This is a genomic window from Siphonobacter sp. SORGH_AS_0500 (genome assembly GCF_031453245.1).
GTDB lineage: Bacteria > Bacteroidota > Bacteroidia > Cytophagales > Spirosomataceae > Siphonobacter.
The window spans coordinates 4,488,738-4,504,686 of sequence record NZ_JAVIYT010000001.1 but is presented as its reverse complement, the minus strand read 5'-3'; the positions used below and the strand labels follow the sequence as shown (position 1 = coordinate 4,504,686).

The following is a 15,949-nucleotide window of genomic DNA, read 5'->3' as shown; positions in this document are numbered from 1 at the left end:
TCGGTAAGTTTTCTGCTTACCGAGGCTTTCTTGTAAAAGAACGTAAAGTTCTACTGTAACTTTTTTCCCTCCAGAAAATGCTTCCGGCATCGGGCTTCGTAGCTATCCGTTTCTCCGAGTAATACTTGTCCTGGAGTAGCTACTTTACGAAATGAGTAATTAGCCAGTTCTCCACAAACCACGCAAATGGCCTGCACTTTGGTTACATATTCTGCTACGGCCATTAAGGCGGGCATGGGGCCAAAGGGGTTACCGTCCGAGTCCATATCCAGGCCCGCAATAATAACCCGCTTGCCTCTGTTGGCTAGTTCATTGCACACTTCAACAATTTCCGCATCAAAAAACTGAGCTTCGTCGATAGCTACAATGTCGCACTTACCCACTAGCTCTAAAATATCGCGGGCATAGGTAACAGGGCGGGAGCGAACGGAAGCCGAATTATGAGAAACTACGTCTTCAATGTGATAACGGGTATCAATCGCGGGTTTGAAAATTTCCACTTTTTGCCGGGCAATCAGAGCCCGGTTGATTCGGCGGATAAGTTCTTCCGTTTTCCCTGAAAACATAGAGCCGCAGACCACTTCCATCCAGCCCGCGTGTTTCTCATCACCTGCCCGCAGACCACTCGTACGTTCAATAAACATAAGCCTTAGATTCTGCCTCGGATCACCCTTAGCGTTCTTCTCAATTACCCTACAAAATAACAAAGCAGCGATGGGATCATCGCTGCTTTGAAAAAAAGAGTACGGATTTTCGTACCAATTTTTACGACTCGAAATAATTAAGTGTCCGGAAACCACCCTGGTTGAGGTGAAGATCCTTTTTAAAGAGAGCTAAATCTGAAGTCATCATATCGTTTACCAGAGCGGGTAAGTCGTACTTAGGCTCCCAGCCCAGAACGGTTTTTGCCTTAGTAGGATCGCCGTGCAGTAAATCTACTTCCGTCGGACGGAAATAACGGGGATCAATGGCAACCACTTCTTTGCCAATTTCTAATTGATACTCTGCATTGTGACAAGCCTTCACATATCCTTTTTCATCCACGCCTTCACCTTTGAATTCCAGCTCAATGCCTACCTCATTGAAGGACATGCGAATAAAGTCACGCACTTTAGTAGTTACGCCCGTAGCAATAACAAAATCTTCGGCTTTATCCTGCTGAAGGATTAACCACATGGCCTCTACATAGTCCTTGGCATGACCCCAATCCCGCAGGGAATCCAGATTACCCATGTGAATTTTATCGAGCAGACCTAAGGCAATACGCGAGACGCCACGGGTAATTTTACGAGTTACGAAGGTTTCTCCGCGAAGGGGAGATTCGTGATTAAAGAGAATACCGTTAACGGCAAACATATCGTAAGCTTCACGGTAGTTAACCGTAATCCAGTACCCATATAACTTAGCCACGGCGTAAGGAGAGCGAGGGTAAAAAGGCGTCGTTTCCGATTGGGGAACGGCCTGAACCAAGCCGTATAACTCTGAAGTAGAAGCTTGATAAATCTTGGTTTTTTTCGTCAATCCTAACAAGCGTACGGCTTCCAGAATGCGAAGGGTACCTAAACCGTCTACTTGTGCGGTATACTCAGGTTCATCAAAACTCACCCGAACGTGAGACTGAGCTCCCAGGTTGTAAATTTCGTCGGGTTGAACTTCCTGAATCAGGCGAATGACGTTAGTAGAATCCGTTAAATCACCGTAATGCAAGTGAAAGCGAACATCCTGCTCATGCGGGTCCTGATACAGGTGGTCGATACGTTCAGTATTAATCAGCGAGCTGCGTCTTTTCACGCCGTGAACTTCGTATCCTTTTTCCAGTAATAATTCTGCCAGATAGGCACCATCCTGACCGGTAATGCCGGTGATAAGGGCTTTTTTCATGTGGTTGTATAAGAATAATGATTGGCCTGGCCACTCTTTCTATACCTTTAGGGGGAATAGAAAGTTGCCTTTTGCTAATAATCATTACAAAGATACCACAATATGAAACCAAAATGATCAATGATAAGAAAGGATTAAGGCTCATACAGCTCGTCTTTATCCGCTGCCCGATTGTCCATGATTTTTAAAGCATCCCGAAGTGTTACCCGATCTGTAATAATGGTAGCAGTTGGGTAATCATCCTTGATTTTATTGAAGTAGCGTTCTACATCCAGTCGGGTAGCAAAATCACCCACGCGGAGGCGATACGTTGGATGATTGTAGGCAATATACGTATTGAGATCAGCGAATCGCTGATAGATAAAGAGTTTGGCTGCTTCGAGCTCGTTGCGTTTGGTTCCGGTGTAGAGTTGAATTCGGTAACCTGCGATGTACTTGGCTGCTTTATTCCGCTGAGCCATCGTATCGAGGATCGTATCAAGCTTTTTATTAATATTCAGGGGCTGCGTACTGACTGGAATCGCTGGCGTAACAGGCGTATTTTTTTCCTGAGCTGCCGTTTTTTCTATTTCCTTGACATCGCTCAGGTTATAAGTGGGGCGATACGTATTCAAATCCAGAGTGTAGGCCTTGGAAGAGCTGCTGGGCAATACTTTAGAAGCACAGCCTGACAGAATAATCACTAACAAAAAACACAGGTACTTTACGCTTGATTTCATACGCAATCATGGATTCGCGATGATTGGAAGAAAAAATACATCGCATTTTTGAACAGGGCTACAAATTTTCAGGTAAAATCCCAGAATTCAAACGCATTTGTGCGTCATCTTTACCAAAGTTTGCTTTCTCTTTAGTTAATAATCAGCTTATGCATATTCAGGAATATATCTCTCTAAAGCCTTATACCACGTTTGGAATTGAAGCTACGGCCCGTTACTTCGTGGAAGTCGATTCATTGGAAAGCTTACGACAAGTATTGGCAGAACCCGCTTTCGCTGCTACCGAAAAACTGATTCTGGGTGGTGGAAGTAACGTGTTATTAACGAAAGATTTTGACGGATTAGTCATTCGCATGGCTATTACTGGTATCAGCGTTTCGGCGGAAGACGAACTGTACACGTATGTAAGAGCCGGAGCCGGAGTGGTTTGGCACGAGTTAGTTCTGGAAAGTCTGGAAAAAGGCCTGTCAGGACTGGAAAATCTATCTCTCATTCCCGGTTCGGTAGGGGCTTCGCCCATGCAAAACATTGGAGCGTATGGCGTCGAAATCAAGGATGTGTTTCATTCGCTGGAAGCCATTGACCGTCAAACCGGTGAGCTTCGCATTTTTAGTCACCAGGAATGTCAGTTCGGATATCGGGAAAGCGTCTTTAAGCATGAACTCAAAAATCAGTTTGTTATCGTTGCGGTTACCTTCAAGCTTTCAAAAACACCACATTATCAGATTAGTTACGGAGATATTCAGAAAACGCTAGAGGCCAGGGGTGTTACCGAACTAAGTAGCAAGGCCATTAGCGAAGCAGTGATTGAAATCCGTCGCTCGAAACTGCCTGATCCGGCGGAGTTGGGTAATGCGGGGAGTTTCTTTAAGAACCCGGAAATTCCTGCGGGGCAGTACGAAGCCCTCAAAAGCCGTTTCCCCAATATACCCGGTTATCTAACTACGCCCGGACAAATCAAGGTGCCGGCGGGCTGGCTCATTGAACAGGCGGGCTGGAAAGGGTATCGGGAAGGCTCTGTGGGGGTACACGCCAAACAGGCTCTGGTACTAGTCAATTACGGTCAGGGAACGGGTCCTGAAATCAAAGCTTTATCCGAAAAAGTACAGGCTTCGGTGCTGGAAAAATATGGCATTCAGCTCTCGGCTGAGGTGAATTTCATTTAGCTTCTGATTGATAATAGTTCTTTGAGGAAAGCACTAGCAATTTATGGTATTTGGCTACCGCAGTCGCTTGGTTCTAGCCGAGTAACTGCGGTGGCTTCCCGAAACTAAGTCCGTTCGCATAACCAACAAGTTCCTTTGCTTGGCTCTGGATGACAAGCTACTTTCCCTTAATTGGAATTTTACTCGTAAAACAGCTTGATCAGGGCGAGTATTACTATTCCTCTTTACTGAATCAACTGTTAACGGCCTTGCTTTTCCTGACCATTGTCTTGTTATTAATATACGTCATTAAAACCACCTGAGCAGTAACTTCCGGTGGTTTTAAGGCATGGGGTTGGTTCGTATTAAGGTAAGAAAATCTCTCCTTTTAAATACATCACGGCTTCGCCTGACATCTCCACTCGATTGCCTAGGAGTTTCACCCATAACTCACCACCCCGCTTGGAAATTTGCCGGGCGAATAGTTCGGATTTGCCGAGTTTTTCAGCCCAGTAAGGCACTAATACCGTATGTGCCGAACCCGTTACGGGATCTTCATCTACGCCAACGGCAGGACCAAAAAATCGGCTAACGAAATCAGCTTCATCGCCTTTGGCGGTTACAATGATGCCACGGGCATTCACTGATTTCAGAGCTCTAAAATCGGGTGTTAACGCAGCTACTTCGGCTTCGCTTTCCAGTACTACCAGGTAATCATTCGTGCGGCCTTTTAGTACCTCTAGGGCTTTCCCAACTCCCAAGTATTCCAGTAATCCTTCTGGCGTCGATTCGGCGTAAGGGACGTTAGCGGGGAAGTTGAGTGTGTATTTTTTCCCGTCTTTACGAACGGTCAATAAACCCGAATTCGTCTGAAAGCGGATCTCGCTTTCGCTGTATCCCAGATGATCGTAAAGGACTTTTGCCGTAGCGACTGTGGCGTGTCCGCAAAGATCAATCTCTACCAGTGGCGTAAACCACTTTAATTCATAATCCACGCCAGACTTTACGAAAAAGGCCGTTTCGGCCAGATTATTTTCAGCGGCGATGTGTAACATTTCTTCTTTACTCAGCCAGCTTTCCAGCGGAACGACAGCGGCGGGGTTGCCTTTGAAAAGTTGAGCGGTAAAGGCATCTACCTGATAAATGGGAAGAGTCATGGCTTCGATTAATAAGGTGGTAAACCACTAATTTGAGCTTTCCTGACGAGTTTATAAAATGCTTTTACATAAAATTACCATTGGTAACGCAATTGAACTTTCACATCCGTACGGTGCGGATGCGGGATCTCGTCTAAGCCTGAACCTACCGTGGGCTGATTGAATAACTGCGTTCGGGAAATCCGGCACCAGGCATCGAGGTGTTTGGAAAACGAATACCGAAACAAAGCATACGTACGAATCCCTACGTCGGCGTAGGCAGGAATGGAAAACGCCGCCAGTACATCGTCTTCGTAGACGTAGATACGGCTGTCGTAATCGTTGGTGTGGAAATAGGCCAAACGGCCTGTGAGGGTTACCTTTTTCATCTTCAGGCGAGCATCCTGAATCAACGCGAAACCGTGCGAAGGAGCATAGTCTCGGTAACTGAATCGGGCATAATAGATTCGACTATGAAGCGACCAACGGGCCGTAACATCCCGGCTGTAGCCAGCCCAGACCCCGCTTCTTTCAGTAGGGGTAACAAAAGAGGTTTTAGAAAGTCGCGAGGGAATATTCTTTTCTTTACGCTCAAAAAAAGCCTGTAGCGTCCAGGCTCTGGTTTTACTGGGACGATACGTGCCACGAAGCAGGTACCCATATCCCTGCGAAGGTTGATCAACCAAATATTTTAGGGAAGGAAAGCGGAAGTAGTCCAGGTAACCACCCACCTGCCAGCGTTTATTTGGCGTGTATTTCAGTCCTGCGTATAGACCCGTTTCGTTGATAGGGCGTGAATTTTCACTGAAGGAATTACCGTAAAACGTGTGAAAATTTCGATCATAGTGCCGAAAAATCAGGCTGGCGTCCCAGCGTTTACTGAGGCTGGTCAACACACCGCTTACCAGTCCAATTCCGCCGGAAGCTGAGCGGGCTATTTCTCCGAAACCGTTTAAATTTCGCCAGAGGTAACTATAATTCAGTGAAAGAAGCGTATTCGTTTTTCCCGAAAACTCGGATTGGTTATAGGCTCGATTCGCTTTTTGCAGGGTTTTGTCATAATTCGTTTGGAGATATGTGAACCCCAAACTCACCCGGCTGTTTTGCCAGCGAAGATGACCGCCATAATCCTGCGTTTGCAGACTGGCCTTGTCACTGATTTCTGCGGCTGTCCGGTGCAATCCCGACGTTTGTAAACTGCTGACGGTGTATTCGTCAACCAAGTTCGCATCCCGGCGAATTCGGGAATAAAAACCTGTGAACTCCAGCCGGGCACTTAGCTGAACCGTTGCCGCCAGCCCGCGAAAAAAACCGTATTCCGTTGAAGAAGTATAGGGCCGAATGCCCAGTTGGCTACGACGAACGGTAAGCACAGCTTCTGAGCCTTTACCCAGATAAAACCCTCCCGCCAACACTAACCCCTGACCGACTTGTAACTGGTAATCACCCACAGAGAGACTCTTGAGTCGGCCCCGGTTTTGTAGATGGGCCTGAAAAGAAAGATAATCCGTTCCGTAACTCCGTGTTGCCGGGTTCCAACGAAAGGGTTCTCCGGCGTCCTGCTTGGTGGTAACGCCAAGGCTAAAATTTCGGGCAGCGTACCCTTTGTACCGCATGAATAGCTGGTAAGAGCTTCCGAGGTATCGGGGGTTACCCTTGGCATCGGAGGTAAAGCCTTTGCGAAGTTCGAGGGAACGATCATACCGCAGGATTAACGTATGATTAGGGTTACCAGAAAGCCGTTGAACATCGACGTAAACAAAAGGGAGTAGGCGTTGGATGGTAACTAAATCAAAATCAGGAATGGACTGAAGTTCGTAAAGTGACACAAACGGCCCGGCCTGTTGACGGTACTGAAAGAAGTGGGTAAGCTGATGTTCGGAGAGAATATATAATCCCGTGAGTTCTTCGAGCGTGACTTCATTCAGATTGAGCGGCTGTTGATAAAGCTGATAGAGATTATCCAGCACCTCTTCGGATACATTTTCGGATTGATTCGGTAATAGTTGTTGTAAGAGGATGCCAGGATCTACCTCTGGCCGAACAGGCTCCTGGGCCCGGCTAATGCAGGGTAATAACAGAAAAACAAATAGCCATTTCATGGGTCGAAAAAATAATCAACCAATTTGAGTTATTTAACTTAAAAAATTGATAAATAGTTATTGAATGGAAACAAAAAATGCCGACGAGATCCGTCGGCATTTGATTACCTGAGCCAGGTTTAATCCAGGCTGATAATTTTGAATTCGGTACGACGGTTTAGCTGATGTTCTTCGTCGTTTTTCGCATTAGGGATTACTAACTGACGTTCTCCGTAGCCTTTAGCCGTAATACGATCAGGAGAAATACCTTTTGAAATAATGTAGTTAACGGCTGATTCGGCCCGTTGCTGAGACAAGCGTTCATTGTAAGCGTTTGAACCCTGAGCATCCGTGTGCGAACCTAGCTCCAGTTTAATATCAGGGTTATCCTGCAAAATCCGAACCACTTTATCCAGCTCAATCGAAGCATCGGCCCGGATGTTAAATTTATCGAAATCGTAATAGATCGTTTCAATTTTAAAGGCTTTGGAAAGTTCCGTTCCCACTTCTTTTTTGAGCATATCTACCGTTGCATACAGTGTGGTGTCGGTAATGGCCTTCGTAAGTCGATCCGTAGGAATGGCTTTCCCTTCCGTTTCGAATAACTCCTGCTTTTTGATGTATTCTGAGCGTTCAACTACGATGTTATAATCTCGACCAATGCGGATGGGATAAACGCCGAATTTACCATCGGTGTTGGTTACCGCTTCACCAATAGTTGTTTCATTTTCATCAACTACTATTACTTTCGCTCCGTCCAGCGGTTGCTGGGTTTTGGCATCAATAATGGTTCCGGCAATAAAGTAACGAACGGATTTACCCGGTTTATTATCCGGGTTTTTGGGTGTTAAAGGCGGTTGCTGAGCAATCTGAACGGGCTCATTACTGGACTCGAAGTAATAAATATCATCGTCGCCCTTACCACCGTCACGGTTCGAAGCAAAGTAACCCCGGGTGGAGTCGGCCCAAACCAGACCAAAGTCATCGGCTTTGGAGTTAAAAGGCTGTCCCAGGTTCTGCACCTGAATCACCCCTTCGTTACGGGTGGCTTCAAATAAATCAAGTCCGCCAAAACCGGGGTGCCCATCAGAGGCAAAATATAATTTGGCATCGGGCGAAACGTAGGGGAAAATCTCATTACCGGGGGTGTTGAGCTCACGTCCCATGTTAGCCGGACGACCAAAACGGCCCGATTTATCAATGTTCACTCGCCATAAATCCAGTCCGCCCGAACCACCAGCCCGATTGGAGCTAAAGTAAAGCGTTTTTCCATCGGCTGAAAACGCAGGCGAGCCATCCCAGGAAGCCGAATCACTAAAGGCCAGCCGCTCGGGTTCAGCCCAGCCCGTACCCGCATTACGACTGATGTAAAGATCCACGTCGGCAGATGTGTTCCCCTCGCCTTTGCTACGGCCCGTATTGCCCCGGGCAAATACCATCATTTTGCCATCGGCTGAAAACACGGGAGTGCCTTCGTTCATGTTCTCGCCAAAAATGCTCTGACTGAATAGTTCTGGCGTACTCACTTCGGTAGGAGAGGTTAACTTAGCCTTGTAAAGACCCAGCATGGGTTGACCGTTGGCTTTATAGATACGGTCTTTTCGGGAGGCAGTGAATACCAGCTCGTTTTGTACCAATACCGGAGCAAATTCTGAAGAAGCCGAGTTTAGGTTCGAAACGTTAGTAATCTTGAAAGGACTTACTTTCTGACTGATGGAATCAAGCAGGGTTAAGTTATCCAGCTCCCGGCGAGCCAGCGAAAGCAGGTTGCGGTTATTACCCTTTTGCTTGGTAAATCCCCGTAATTGATCGGCGGCTCCATTGTAATTTCCCTGAGCTTTCAGGGCATAGCCATAGTATAAACGTAATGTTGGTTCTTTACTGCCCGCTTCCAGAGCCTTCTGATAATAATCAGCCGATTGAGCAATGCGATTGGAACGGCGGTAACTTTCGGCAATGTATAGATTCGCTTTAGCGGCATCCTGAGGAATCGCTTTTTGAAATTGCTTGATGGCTAATTCATATTCACCGTTTTCGTAGTGACTTTCGCCCTTTTTAAAAGCCTGCATCGCCGAATTACAAGCGGCCAGACAGACGCTTAACAGGAGTAGAAAAATACGGGAAGTAGTAATCAACTTCATAGTGGCTGCGGTAGTTTGCGGGTTCAAGTTAGGTAAAATCCGACGATCAGTACTTATGGCTGAAAGGAAGGCTTTTCTTCTCTAAAAAAATTACCAGATAAAATTCAGACCTCCGGGAATGTTTCGGTACATTTTTCGTTACTAGAAACGGATAATTCCTGCCCAATCATCTAATGAAGCAAAGAATTTATTTTATCTTTGCCGCCCCTATTTACTGGTTTTTGTTAATTATTTAAAAATCAGTCAGTTACAGCAGGGATGTTGCAACACGAAGTTTTGGGTTTTCAGCATTTGGCTGCCCGGGTCCATTACCAGAGAATATAGCTATAAAAACGGCTGAAACCCGAGAAGGTTTTCGCAAGAAAAAGCTTTCAGGCCATATTCGAAGGGAGACCCTTTAACCCATACTTTCTTCAAATTTAACCATAGTTATGGCACAGCAAGAGGAGTCTTCACGTAGACCCCGCAAAACCAATTCAGAAGGCCGCACTTTTTCAGGTAGCCGCCCCGAACGTCGTACTGACGAATTCCGTCCTCGTCGCAGCAGCGAAGGAGACTCAGAAAACAGACCCCGCCGCTCATTTGATAAACCTCAGGGCGAACGTTCGTTTGACAAGCCCCGCAGTAGTGGTCGTTCCTTTGACCGTTCCAATGATCGTAACTCCGATTCTCGTCCTGAACGTAACTTTTCCCGTGGAGATCGTAACGCGGATTCACCCCGTAGTGAGCGTAGTTTCGATAAGCCTCGTGTAGGGGGGCGTTCTTTCGACCGCTCCAGTGATCGGAATTCGGATAATGCTCGTGGGGAGCGTTCGTTTGACAAATCCCGCAGTGGAGGCCGTTCGTTTGATCGCTCCAATGATCGTAATGCAGACGCACCTCGGGGTGAACGTTCGTTTGATAAACCCCGTGGCGAACGCAATTTCGACTCGAAGCCCGGTTTTTCCCGTGGCGATCGCCGATCAGACGCACCACGAGGGGAGCGTTCATTCGACAAACCACGCGGCGAACGTAACTTCGATGCTAAACCAGAGCGTAGCTTTGACAAGCCCCGCCGGGATGAAAACAAGGATCGCGAAACGCCCAATCGTTATGGCAAGCGGGCCGATCATGATCCTACTCGCAAGAAAGGCCGTTTTCAGCGTTCGGATGACGCCGAAAACATCAAAACGCCTACGTATAATTTAGACAAGTACAAAGAAAACGCTCCTGAGAAAATCCGTAAGAAAATTGATAAGACGGAGAAAGAAGGAAGAAATACTACGCGGCTGAACCGATACATCGCTCTTTCGGGAGTTTGTTCGCGTCGCGATGCAGATGCTTTGATTGAAGCCGGAGAAATTTCAGTAAACGGTAAAGTAGTCAAAGAACTCGGCTATCAGGTGAAAGCCGGCGAAGTGGTTCGTTACGGTCGTCGCACGCTCAATCCTGAGAAAATGGTGTACGTGTTACTCAACAAACCGAAAGATTTCATTACTACGGTGGAAGACGACATGGATCGTCGAACCGTGATGGAACTGGTAAAAGCCGCCGCTGGCGAACGCATTTATCCTGTAGGCCGTCTGGACCGCAACACAACGGGTTTATTACTGTTGACGAACGACGGAGAGCTAGCCGAAAAGCTGACGCACCCTTCTAACCAGATTGAGAAAATCTATCAGGTAGAGATTAATAAACCCATCACCACGGAAGATTTCGAGGCCATTAAAAATGGGGTGGAGTTGGAAGACGGTTTCATCAAGCCCGATGAAGTAAGCATCATTACGCCAGACGCTCAAGTGATAGGCATTCGGATTCACTCGGGTCGGAACCGCATTGTTCGCCGGATTTTTGAGAAATTCGGTTATGATGTAACCAAACTGGATCGCACGGTTATCGCGGGCCTCAATAAAAAAGAGTTACCCCGGGGACAGTGGAGATACCTGACTGAAAAAGAAGTAATTCGATTGAAATATCTGGTATAAAAAGTAAAGGGCGATTGATTAATTCAATCGCCCTTTTTTATGTGTAACCCTGACGGATAGCTTAAATAAAAATGACTTCCCGTACGACTTCTTCGCCCATTTCGCGGTTTAATAGTTCGATGAGCTTCGTTTTAGCCAACACTAATTCCTGTCGCAAAGGAGCCGAAACAATCTGCACGTAAAGCGTGCCTTCAGAAACGTACAAACGTCCAGTTCGGCTGGCGATAGACTTGCCCACCAGTTTTTCCCAAAACGCCACCAGATATGTTTCACTGTACTTATTTTTCAGTTCATAAGCCCGGAGCATCTCGTCGATGGCTGCTTTGATGGTCGTAGTGCCCGGTTTTCGGGAGATAGGCTCGCGGGTGATTGGCATATTCGTGGTGTTTGCGGGCAAAGGTACAGTGACTATCAGCTAAATTCAATGATTCATTTCTAAATGATGGCCTCAAAGAGAAAACAAAATCCATTTTTCTCATTTTATTTTGTTTCCCTAGTCAGTAATGCCTAATTTTTAGCTGGTCTTATTAATTCCCTGTGATAATCTAAAGTTTTGTTTATTATTTGTTAGTTTCGTGTTAGATATACAGAGGTAAATACTCAATGCTCCCCAAAAAGATCGTATACGTTTATCAGTTTTTCAGAACACCCGAAGAGGGCGGCATTATTCGCTCGTATTACCTCTCGCGGTCTCTGGTTGATGCCGGTTACGAGGTAGAAGTGATTACGAGTCATAACGAAAAACAATACGCCTGCAGGCAAATCGAAGGCCTTACCGTACATTACCTACCGTTACACTATGAGCAGCGTTATGGCACGTTTCGCCGGCTTTATGTGTATCTGGCTTTTGTATTAAAGGCCATTGGTTGTGCTCTACGCATCAGGAATGTGTATCGCTGTTACATTGCTTCGGTGCCGCTGAGTGTAGGTTTTATCGGATTGGCTATGAAGTGGTTCAAAGGCGTTCCTTACTACTTTGAAGTGGGCGATCTTTGGCCCCGCACGCCTATTGAAATGGGGTATTTCAAAAATCGTTTCCTGCAAAAATTTTTATACGGCTTAGAGCACCTGTTTTACGAACAGGCCGAAAAAGTCATTGGGCTTTCTCCGGCGATTCAGAGTGATATTGAAGAGCGGATTAACCGCCCTGTAGCTTATATTTCTAACATAGCCGACTGCGAATTTTACCAGCCTCGTTCAAAAGATCCGGCTTTGGAAAATCGCTGGAATGCCGCCGGAAAAACGGTTATTACTTACTTTGGTTCCATTGGAAAGGTCGTAGCTCTGGATGCTCTCCTTGACATTGCCCGGCTGGGTCAGAACCGTACCGATCTGAGTTTTCTTATCGTTGGTACAGGTTCGGAGCTGCCTCATCTCAAGCAGAAAGCCGTGGGCCTGGATCATGTTCAGTTTCTGGGTCATGTCAATAAAGGACAACTTCGGGACATTCTTAGCATCACTGATGTAGCGTATTTGTCTTACCTGGATGTGCCGGCGTTGGGTACCAACTCTCCCAATAAACTTTTTGAAGCCCTGGCGGCAGGAAAGCTATGCGTTATTAACATTCGAGGCTGGCACTGCGACATGATTGAAAGCGAAGGATGCGGGTTTTACGCCGATCAGAAGAATCCTCAGCAGTTTTACGATAAACTGAAACCTTACCTTCAGCAACCCGAATTTCTTCATCAGGCCAGTGAAAATGCCCGGCGACTGGCCGAAACTCAATTTTCCAGACAAAAACTGGGAGCAGATTTCGTAGCTTTGTTCAACGTTGAGCAGCCTTCCCTGCATCGAAATCACGTATTAGTGAACTCCTGAACCGTCATTAGTGTAAGTGTATTCTTCTTCGGATGATTAAAAAAGTAGTGTTAGTGGGCCCGGAATCTACGGGTAAAAGCACGCTGGCCCGCCGCCTGGCAGAGCATTTTAATACCGTTCTGGTGGAGGAATATGGCCGGATTTACTGCGAAAAATTTGGGAATGACTGTGATGCCATGGATCACTGCCATATTGCCGCCGGCCAACTTTTTCTCGAAGAGCAGGCGTTGCCTAATGCCCGGCATGGTCTTCTCATCTGTGATACAGATTTGTTGGTTACTCAAACTTTTGCAGAACTATATCTGGGGCAGTCGCCGGAGCTGATTCAAAAATGGGCGGCCAGTCAGTTTTATGATTTGTATCTATTGTTGAATACGGATGTGCCCTGGATCAACGACAGTATTCGTTTATTTGCAGATCGGCGGCAATGGCATTTTGATCGGCTAAAAGCCTTACTCGAAGAGCAACAACGGCCTTACGTCATCATTTCAGGCGATTATGAGCAACGTTTCAGGCAAGCGATTCGAGAAATTGAGGCAATTCTCAAACCAGAAACAATACTTTGAGGTATTAATAAAGAAGTTTCTTTTAAACCTGGACCATCCTATTGGTGTCTGGTATGAAAGTAAAATTTATCAGCGTTTTTTTCGTTAAAGTAGTTAGTATTTGAATTGTATAAAAGACATGAAACGTATCTCAAAATCGCTCCTGCTTTTGGTATGCAGCGTTGGACTTTTGGCAGCCTGCGAGCGTGATCCCGTCAATGACCTGGACCCTAAGGACTCTCAGGTATTTATTACCAACCACGCGACTACCAATTTTACGGGTTATAAAACCTTTTCGATCCCCGATTCGGTGTTGGTAGTAGAAAATGAAAAATCAACGAAAATGGTACGTACCCAGGATCTGATTTTCATTGACCGCATTATTACTAATTTGACTAATCGGGGCTTTACCCGCGTGGCTCATAACGCCAAGCCCGATCTGGAGGTAACTCCCGCTCAAATCAGCTACTCGCAGTCGGGGTATGTGCCTACGTATAACCCCTGGTATTATGATCCCTATTGGGGCTATGGGAATGGCTATGGGTATGGTTACGGCTACGGTTACGCTCCGTATTACAGCTATTACTCGTACAGCGAAAACTACTGGTACATTCGTATCGCCGACGTTAAAAATGTAAGCAACAATCAGGCTACGGTTGTTTGGGACGCCCAGATTCGCGGGGACGGAATTTATGATACTTCATCCGTAGGAACAGTGGTGGATGGCGTATTTGCTCAGTCTACTTACTTGAAAGCCAATTAATTGTATTAATCTAGTCTTCTTATGAAACGCCTATTATTGCTGGCTTTTGTTGGCTTGTCTTTCGGGGTAAGTGCTCAGCAAAACCCAGGACATTATAATAAACAGGATTACGAGTATCGCAGTGTTCCGACTCGTACAATGAAATCTCCTTTCGAACGGTATACGCACTATCAGATTACCGCCCGCTATGGCGTAGCCTCGCCGCTGGGAAGTTTGAAAGATTATGCCGGAGGAATGGCTAAGTATCATTACAATCTTTCAGGAGAGTTCGTAACGCCGAAGAATTACTCCTTCGGTTTGCAGTTCAATTATTCCTATTTCAAGGATCGATTGCCCCGCCGGATTTATACCTCGGGTAATCAGGACATTTCCTCTATTGAAACGCACTCGTTGGGAGCTACTTCGTTTCATGCTTTTGGGAAGTACCATTTCGCGTCACCGAATGCCCCCGTTCGGCCTTACGCCATGTTAGGTTTGGGAGCTACCGGTATGCGGAATTTGACTTATTACGGCTACCTGGAAGATGGAAAAAGCACGCTGGCGTTTAGTGGTCAGGCTGGGGTAGGAGCCCGTTTCCTGTTTGCTAAAAATGGAAACTTCGGAGCCGACGTTCAGGCTACTTATTTTTACTCGCCTTTCAAAAGTAGCTATGTATCTAATGTAGCGAATGTATCGGCTTCGGCTGGTTTGTTTTACCGCTGGTGGTAAGCTCATACACGTTCATAAAAAAGCCGCTGAGTTATTCAACTTAGCGGCTTTTTTATGGATAATTACTAGAATTTTGAGTGAAAAAGTTATCAGAATATCTAATGTGAAGTAATTGTTAACCAGTGAGTTATAACTTTATTGATATAGTAAAATGAAATTCAAGCGTGGGTCACAGATAGGCGGTAGTTTGCAGCATGGATGTACGCACGCATTTTCGCACCATTGTCCTGTCGGATATTCACCTAGGTTCGAAGGGAGCCAAGGCCCGGGAGGTCACCGCTTTTCTTAAGCAGTATACCTGCGATAAGCTAATTCTCAACGGCGATATTATTGATGGCTGGCAGCTAAAAAAATACGGCAATAGCTGGAAGAAAAAGCATACTTCGTTCTTTCGTCAGGTCCTTAAAATGATTGAGGCCTACGACACGAAAGTCATTTATCTGCGGGGTAATCACGATGATTTTCTGGATCATGTGTTACCCATCAAAGTTGGAAAGTACTTTTCCATCCGCCGGGATTATATCCTCAAAACCCAGAAAAACCAGCAATATTACGTCACCCACGGCGACATTTTTGACCGTATTACCACGCACCTGAAATGGCTGGCTTACGTAGGCGACGTAGGGTATAACCTGCTGCTGGGAATCAATAAGTTTTATAACCACTGGCGGGCCTGGCGTGGATTGCCTTATTACTCCCTTTCGCAGGAAATCAAGCATAAAGTCAAAGCGGCGGTTAATTACATCTCCGATTTTGAAGAGAAACTAGCTGATCTGGCCGAGTCCAAAGGATGCACTGGGATCATCTGTGGGCACATTCACCAACCCTCCATTCGCATGATCGGTTCTGTACAATATCTGAATTCCGGTGACTGGGTGGAATCACTTTCGGCTTTGGTGGAAGATCACGAAGGAAACTGGAACCTGCTTTATTATACGCCCATTTCTTCGAATTTACCCCTGGAAGAAGAAATATCTGAAGACGATCAGGAACAGGAAGATGACATTCTCAAAAGCCTTATATCTTTGAGTTCAGTCAAAGGCTAAGG

At 46.1% G+C, this 15,949-nt stretch carries 15 protein-coding genes; 8 read left to right on the top strand and 7 right to left on the bottom strand.

What is annotated here, in order from left to right; all coding sequences use genetic code 11:
* Window positions 1-50: 50 nt before the first annotated feature.
* From QE357_RS18990 to QE357_RS18980, 3 genes are all read right to left on the bottom strand, one after another.
* A complete protein-coding gene (locus QE357_RS18990; protein ID WP_309710749.1) occupies window positions 51-644 on the bottom strand; it encodes a thymidine kinase in 594 nt (197 codons plus the stop codon).
* A gap of 121 nt (window positions 645-765) precedes the next feature.
* A complete protein-coding gene (gene gmd, locus QE357_RS18985; protein ID WP_309710746.1) occupies window positions 766-1,881 on the bottom strand; it encodes a GDP-mannose 4,6-dehydratase in 1,116 nt (371 codons plus the stop codon).
* A gap of 134 nt (window positions 1,882-2,015) precedes the next feature.
* On the bottom strand, window positions 2,016-2,600 hold the full coding sequence (locus tag QE357_RS18980) for an SPOR domain-containing protein (protein ID WP_309710744.1): 585 nt from the start codon (window positions 2,598-2,600) through the stop codon (window positions 2,016-2,018).
* A 149-nt stretch (window positions 2,601-2,749) separates the two neighbouring features.
* Between QE357_RS18980 and murB the strand changes: the two genes are divergently transcribed.
* Both murB and QE357_RS18970 read left to right on the top strand, forming a co-directional pair.
* Complete coding sequence (gene murB / locus QE357_RS18975) at window positions 2,750-3,766, top strand: UDP-N-acetylmuramate dehydrogenase (protein WP_309710742.1); 1,017 nt, start codon at window positions 2,750-2,752, stop codon at window positions 3,764-3,766.
* A 149-nt stretch (window positions 3,767-3,915) separates the two neighbouring features.
* Entirely contained in the window at window positions 3,916-4,068 is a 153-nt protein-coding gene (locus QE357_RS18970; RefSeq protein WP_309710738.1) for a hypothetical protein, read from the top strand.
* A 42-nt stretch (window positions 4,069-4,110) separates the two neighbouring features.
* On the opposite strand, the gene QE357_RS18965 is transcribed toward QE357_RS18970, so the two are convergent.
* The 3 genes from QE357_RS18965 to QE357_RS18955 form a co-directional block, all read right to left on the bottom strand.
* A complete protein-coding gene (locus tag QE357_RS18965; RefSeq protein ID WP_309710734.1) occupies window positions 4,111-4,902 on the bottom strand; it encodes a PhzF family phenazine biosynthesis protein in 792 nt (263 codons plus the stop codon).
* 74 nt (window positions 4,903-4,976) lie between these two features.
* Window positions 4,977-6,983 (bottom strand): helix-hairpin-helix domain-containing protein, encoded by a 2,007-nt coding sequence (locus QE357_RS18960; RefSeq protein WP_309710732.1) that lies wholly within the window; start codon window positions 6,981-6,983, stop codon window positions 4,977-4,979.
* 119 nt (window positions 6,984-7,102) lie between these two features.
* A complete protein-coding gene (locus tag QE357_RS18955) occupies window positions 7,103-9,103 on the bottom strand; it encodes an OmpA family protein (protein WP_309710729.1) in 2,001 nt (666 codons plus the stop codon).
* A gap of 431 nt (window positions 9,104-9,534) precedes the next feature.
* Here QE357_RS18955 and QE357_RS18950 point away from each other — a divergent pair, with 431 nt between their 5' ends.
* Window positions 9,535-11,067, top strand: a complete 1,533-nt coding sequence (locus QE357_RS18950) for a pseudouridine synthase (protein ID WP_309710726.1) — start codon at window positions 9,535-9,537, stop codon at window positions 11,065-11,067.
* A gap of 61 nt (window positions 11,068-11,128) precedes the next feature.
* On the opposite strand, the gene QE357_RS18945 is transcribed toward QE357_RS18950, so the two are convergent.
* Window positions 11,129-11,443: a DUF721 domain-containing protein gene (locus tag QE357_RS18945; protein WP_106637141.1), complete on the bottom strand. Its 315-nt coding sequence runs from the start codon at window positions 11,441-11,443 to the stop codon at window positions 11,129-11,131.
* A gap of 227 nt (window positions 11,444-11,670) precedes the next feature.
* Between QE357_RS18945 and QE357_RS18940 the strand changes: the two genes are divergently transcribed.
* The 5 genes from QE357_RS18940 to QE357_RS18920 all read left to right on the top strand — a co-directional run bounded on the left by QE357_RS18940 (window position 11,671) and on the right by QE357_RS18920 (window position 15,947).
* Window positions 11,671-12,885 carry a glycosyltransferase family 4 protein gene (locus QE357_RS18940; RefSeq protein WP_309710719.1) on the top strand — a complete coding sequence of 405 codons (1,215 nt, stop codon included), beginning with the start codon at window positions 11,671-11,673 and terminating at the stop codon, window positions 12,883-12,885.
* A gap of 32 nt (window positions 12,886-12,917) precedes the next feature.
* Window positions 12,918-13,451 carry an AAA family ATPase gene (locus tag QE357_RS18935; protein ID WP_106637143.1) on the top strand — a complete coding sequence of 178 codons (534 nt, stop codon included), beginning with the start codon at window positions 12,918-12,920 and terminating at the stop codon, window positions 13,449-13,451.
* Between the two features lie 118 nt (window positions 13,452-13,569).
* Window positions 13,570-14,193 (top strand): DUF4136 domain-containing protein, encoded by a 624-nt coding sequence (locus QE357_RS18930; RefSeq protein ID WP_309710716.1) that lies wholly within the window; start codon window positions 13,570-13,572, stop codon window positions 14,191-14,193.
* Window positions 14,194-14,214: 21 nt separating this feature from the next.
* Window positions 14,215-14,901, top strand: a complete 687-nt coding sequence (locus QE357_RS18925; RefSeq protein WP_106637145.1) for an OmpA family protein — start codon at window positions 14,215-14,217, stop codon at window positions 14,899-14,901.
* 194 nt (window positions 14,902-15,095) lie between these two features.
* Window positions 15,096-15,947, top strand: coding sequence for a UDP-2,3-diacylglucosamine diphosphatase (locus QE357_RS18920; RefSeq protein WP_106637146.1), 852 nt, complete (start codon window positions 15,096-15,098; stop codon window positions 15,945-15,947).
* Window positions 15,948-15,949: the final 2 nt, after the last annotated feature.

Coding starts and splice junctions, on each gene's coding strand:
- QE357_RS18990 (WP_309710749.1), bottom strand. CDS start 644: ATGTTTATTGAACGTACGAGTGGTCTGCGGGCAGGTGATGAGAAACAC.
- QE357_RS18930 (WP_309710716.1), top strand. CDS start 13,570: ATGAAACGTATCTCAAAATCGCTCCTGCTTTTGGTATGCAGCGTTGGA.
- QE357_RS18940 (WP_309710719.1), top strand. CDS start 11,671: ATGCTCCCCAAAAAGATCGTATACGTTTATCAGTTTTTCAGAACACCC.
- QE357_RS18935 (WP_106637143.1), top strand. CDS start 12,918: ATGATTAAAAAAGTAGTGTTAGTGGGCCCGGAATCTACGGGTAAAAGC.
- QE357_RS18970 (WP_309710738.1), top strand. CDS start 3,916: ATGACAAGCTACTTTCCCTTAATTGGAATTTTACTCGTAAAACAGCTT.
- murB (WP_309710742.1), top strand. CDS start 2,750: ATGCATATTCAGGAATATATCTCTCTAAAGCCTTATACCACGTTTGGA.
- QE357_RS18960 (WP_309710732.1), bottom strand. CDS start 6,983: ATGAAATGGCTATTTGTTTTTCTGTTATTACCCTGCATTAGCCGGGCC.
- QE357_RS18945 (WP_106637141.1), bottom strand. CDS start 11,443: ATGCCAATCACCCGCGAGCCTATCTCCCGAAAACCGGGCACTACGACC.
- QE357_RS18950 (WP_309710726.1), top strand. CDS start 9,535: ATGGCACAGCAAGAGGAGTCTTCACGTAGACCCCGCAAAACCAATTCA.
- QE357_RS18925 (WP_106637145.1), top strand. CDS start 14,215: ATGAAACGCCTATTATTGCTGGCTTTTGTTGGCTTGTCTTTCGGGGTA.
- QE357_RS18920 (WP_106637146.1), top strand. CDS start 15,096: ATGGATGTACGCACGCATTTTCGCACCATTGTCCTGTCGGATATTCAC.
- QE357_RS18980 (WP_309710744.1), bottom strand. CDS start 2,600: ATGAAATCAAGCGTAAAGTACCTGTGTTTTTTGTTAGTGATTATTCTG.
- QE357_RS18965 (WP_309710734.1), bottom strand. CDS start 4,902: ATGACTCTTCCCATTTATCAGGTAGATGCCTTTACCGCTCAACTTTTC.
- QE357_RS18955 (WP_309710729.1), bottom strand. CDS start 9,103: ATGAAGTTGATTACTACTTCCCGTATTTTTCTACTCCTGTTAAGCGTC.
- gmd (WP_309710746.1), bottom strand. CDS start 1,881: ATGAAAAAAGCCCTTATCACCGGCATTACCGGTCAGGATGGTGCCTAT.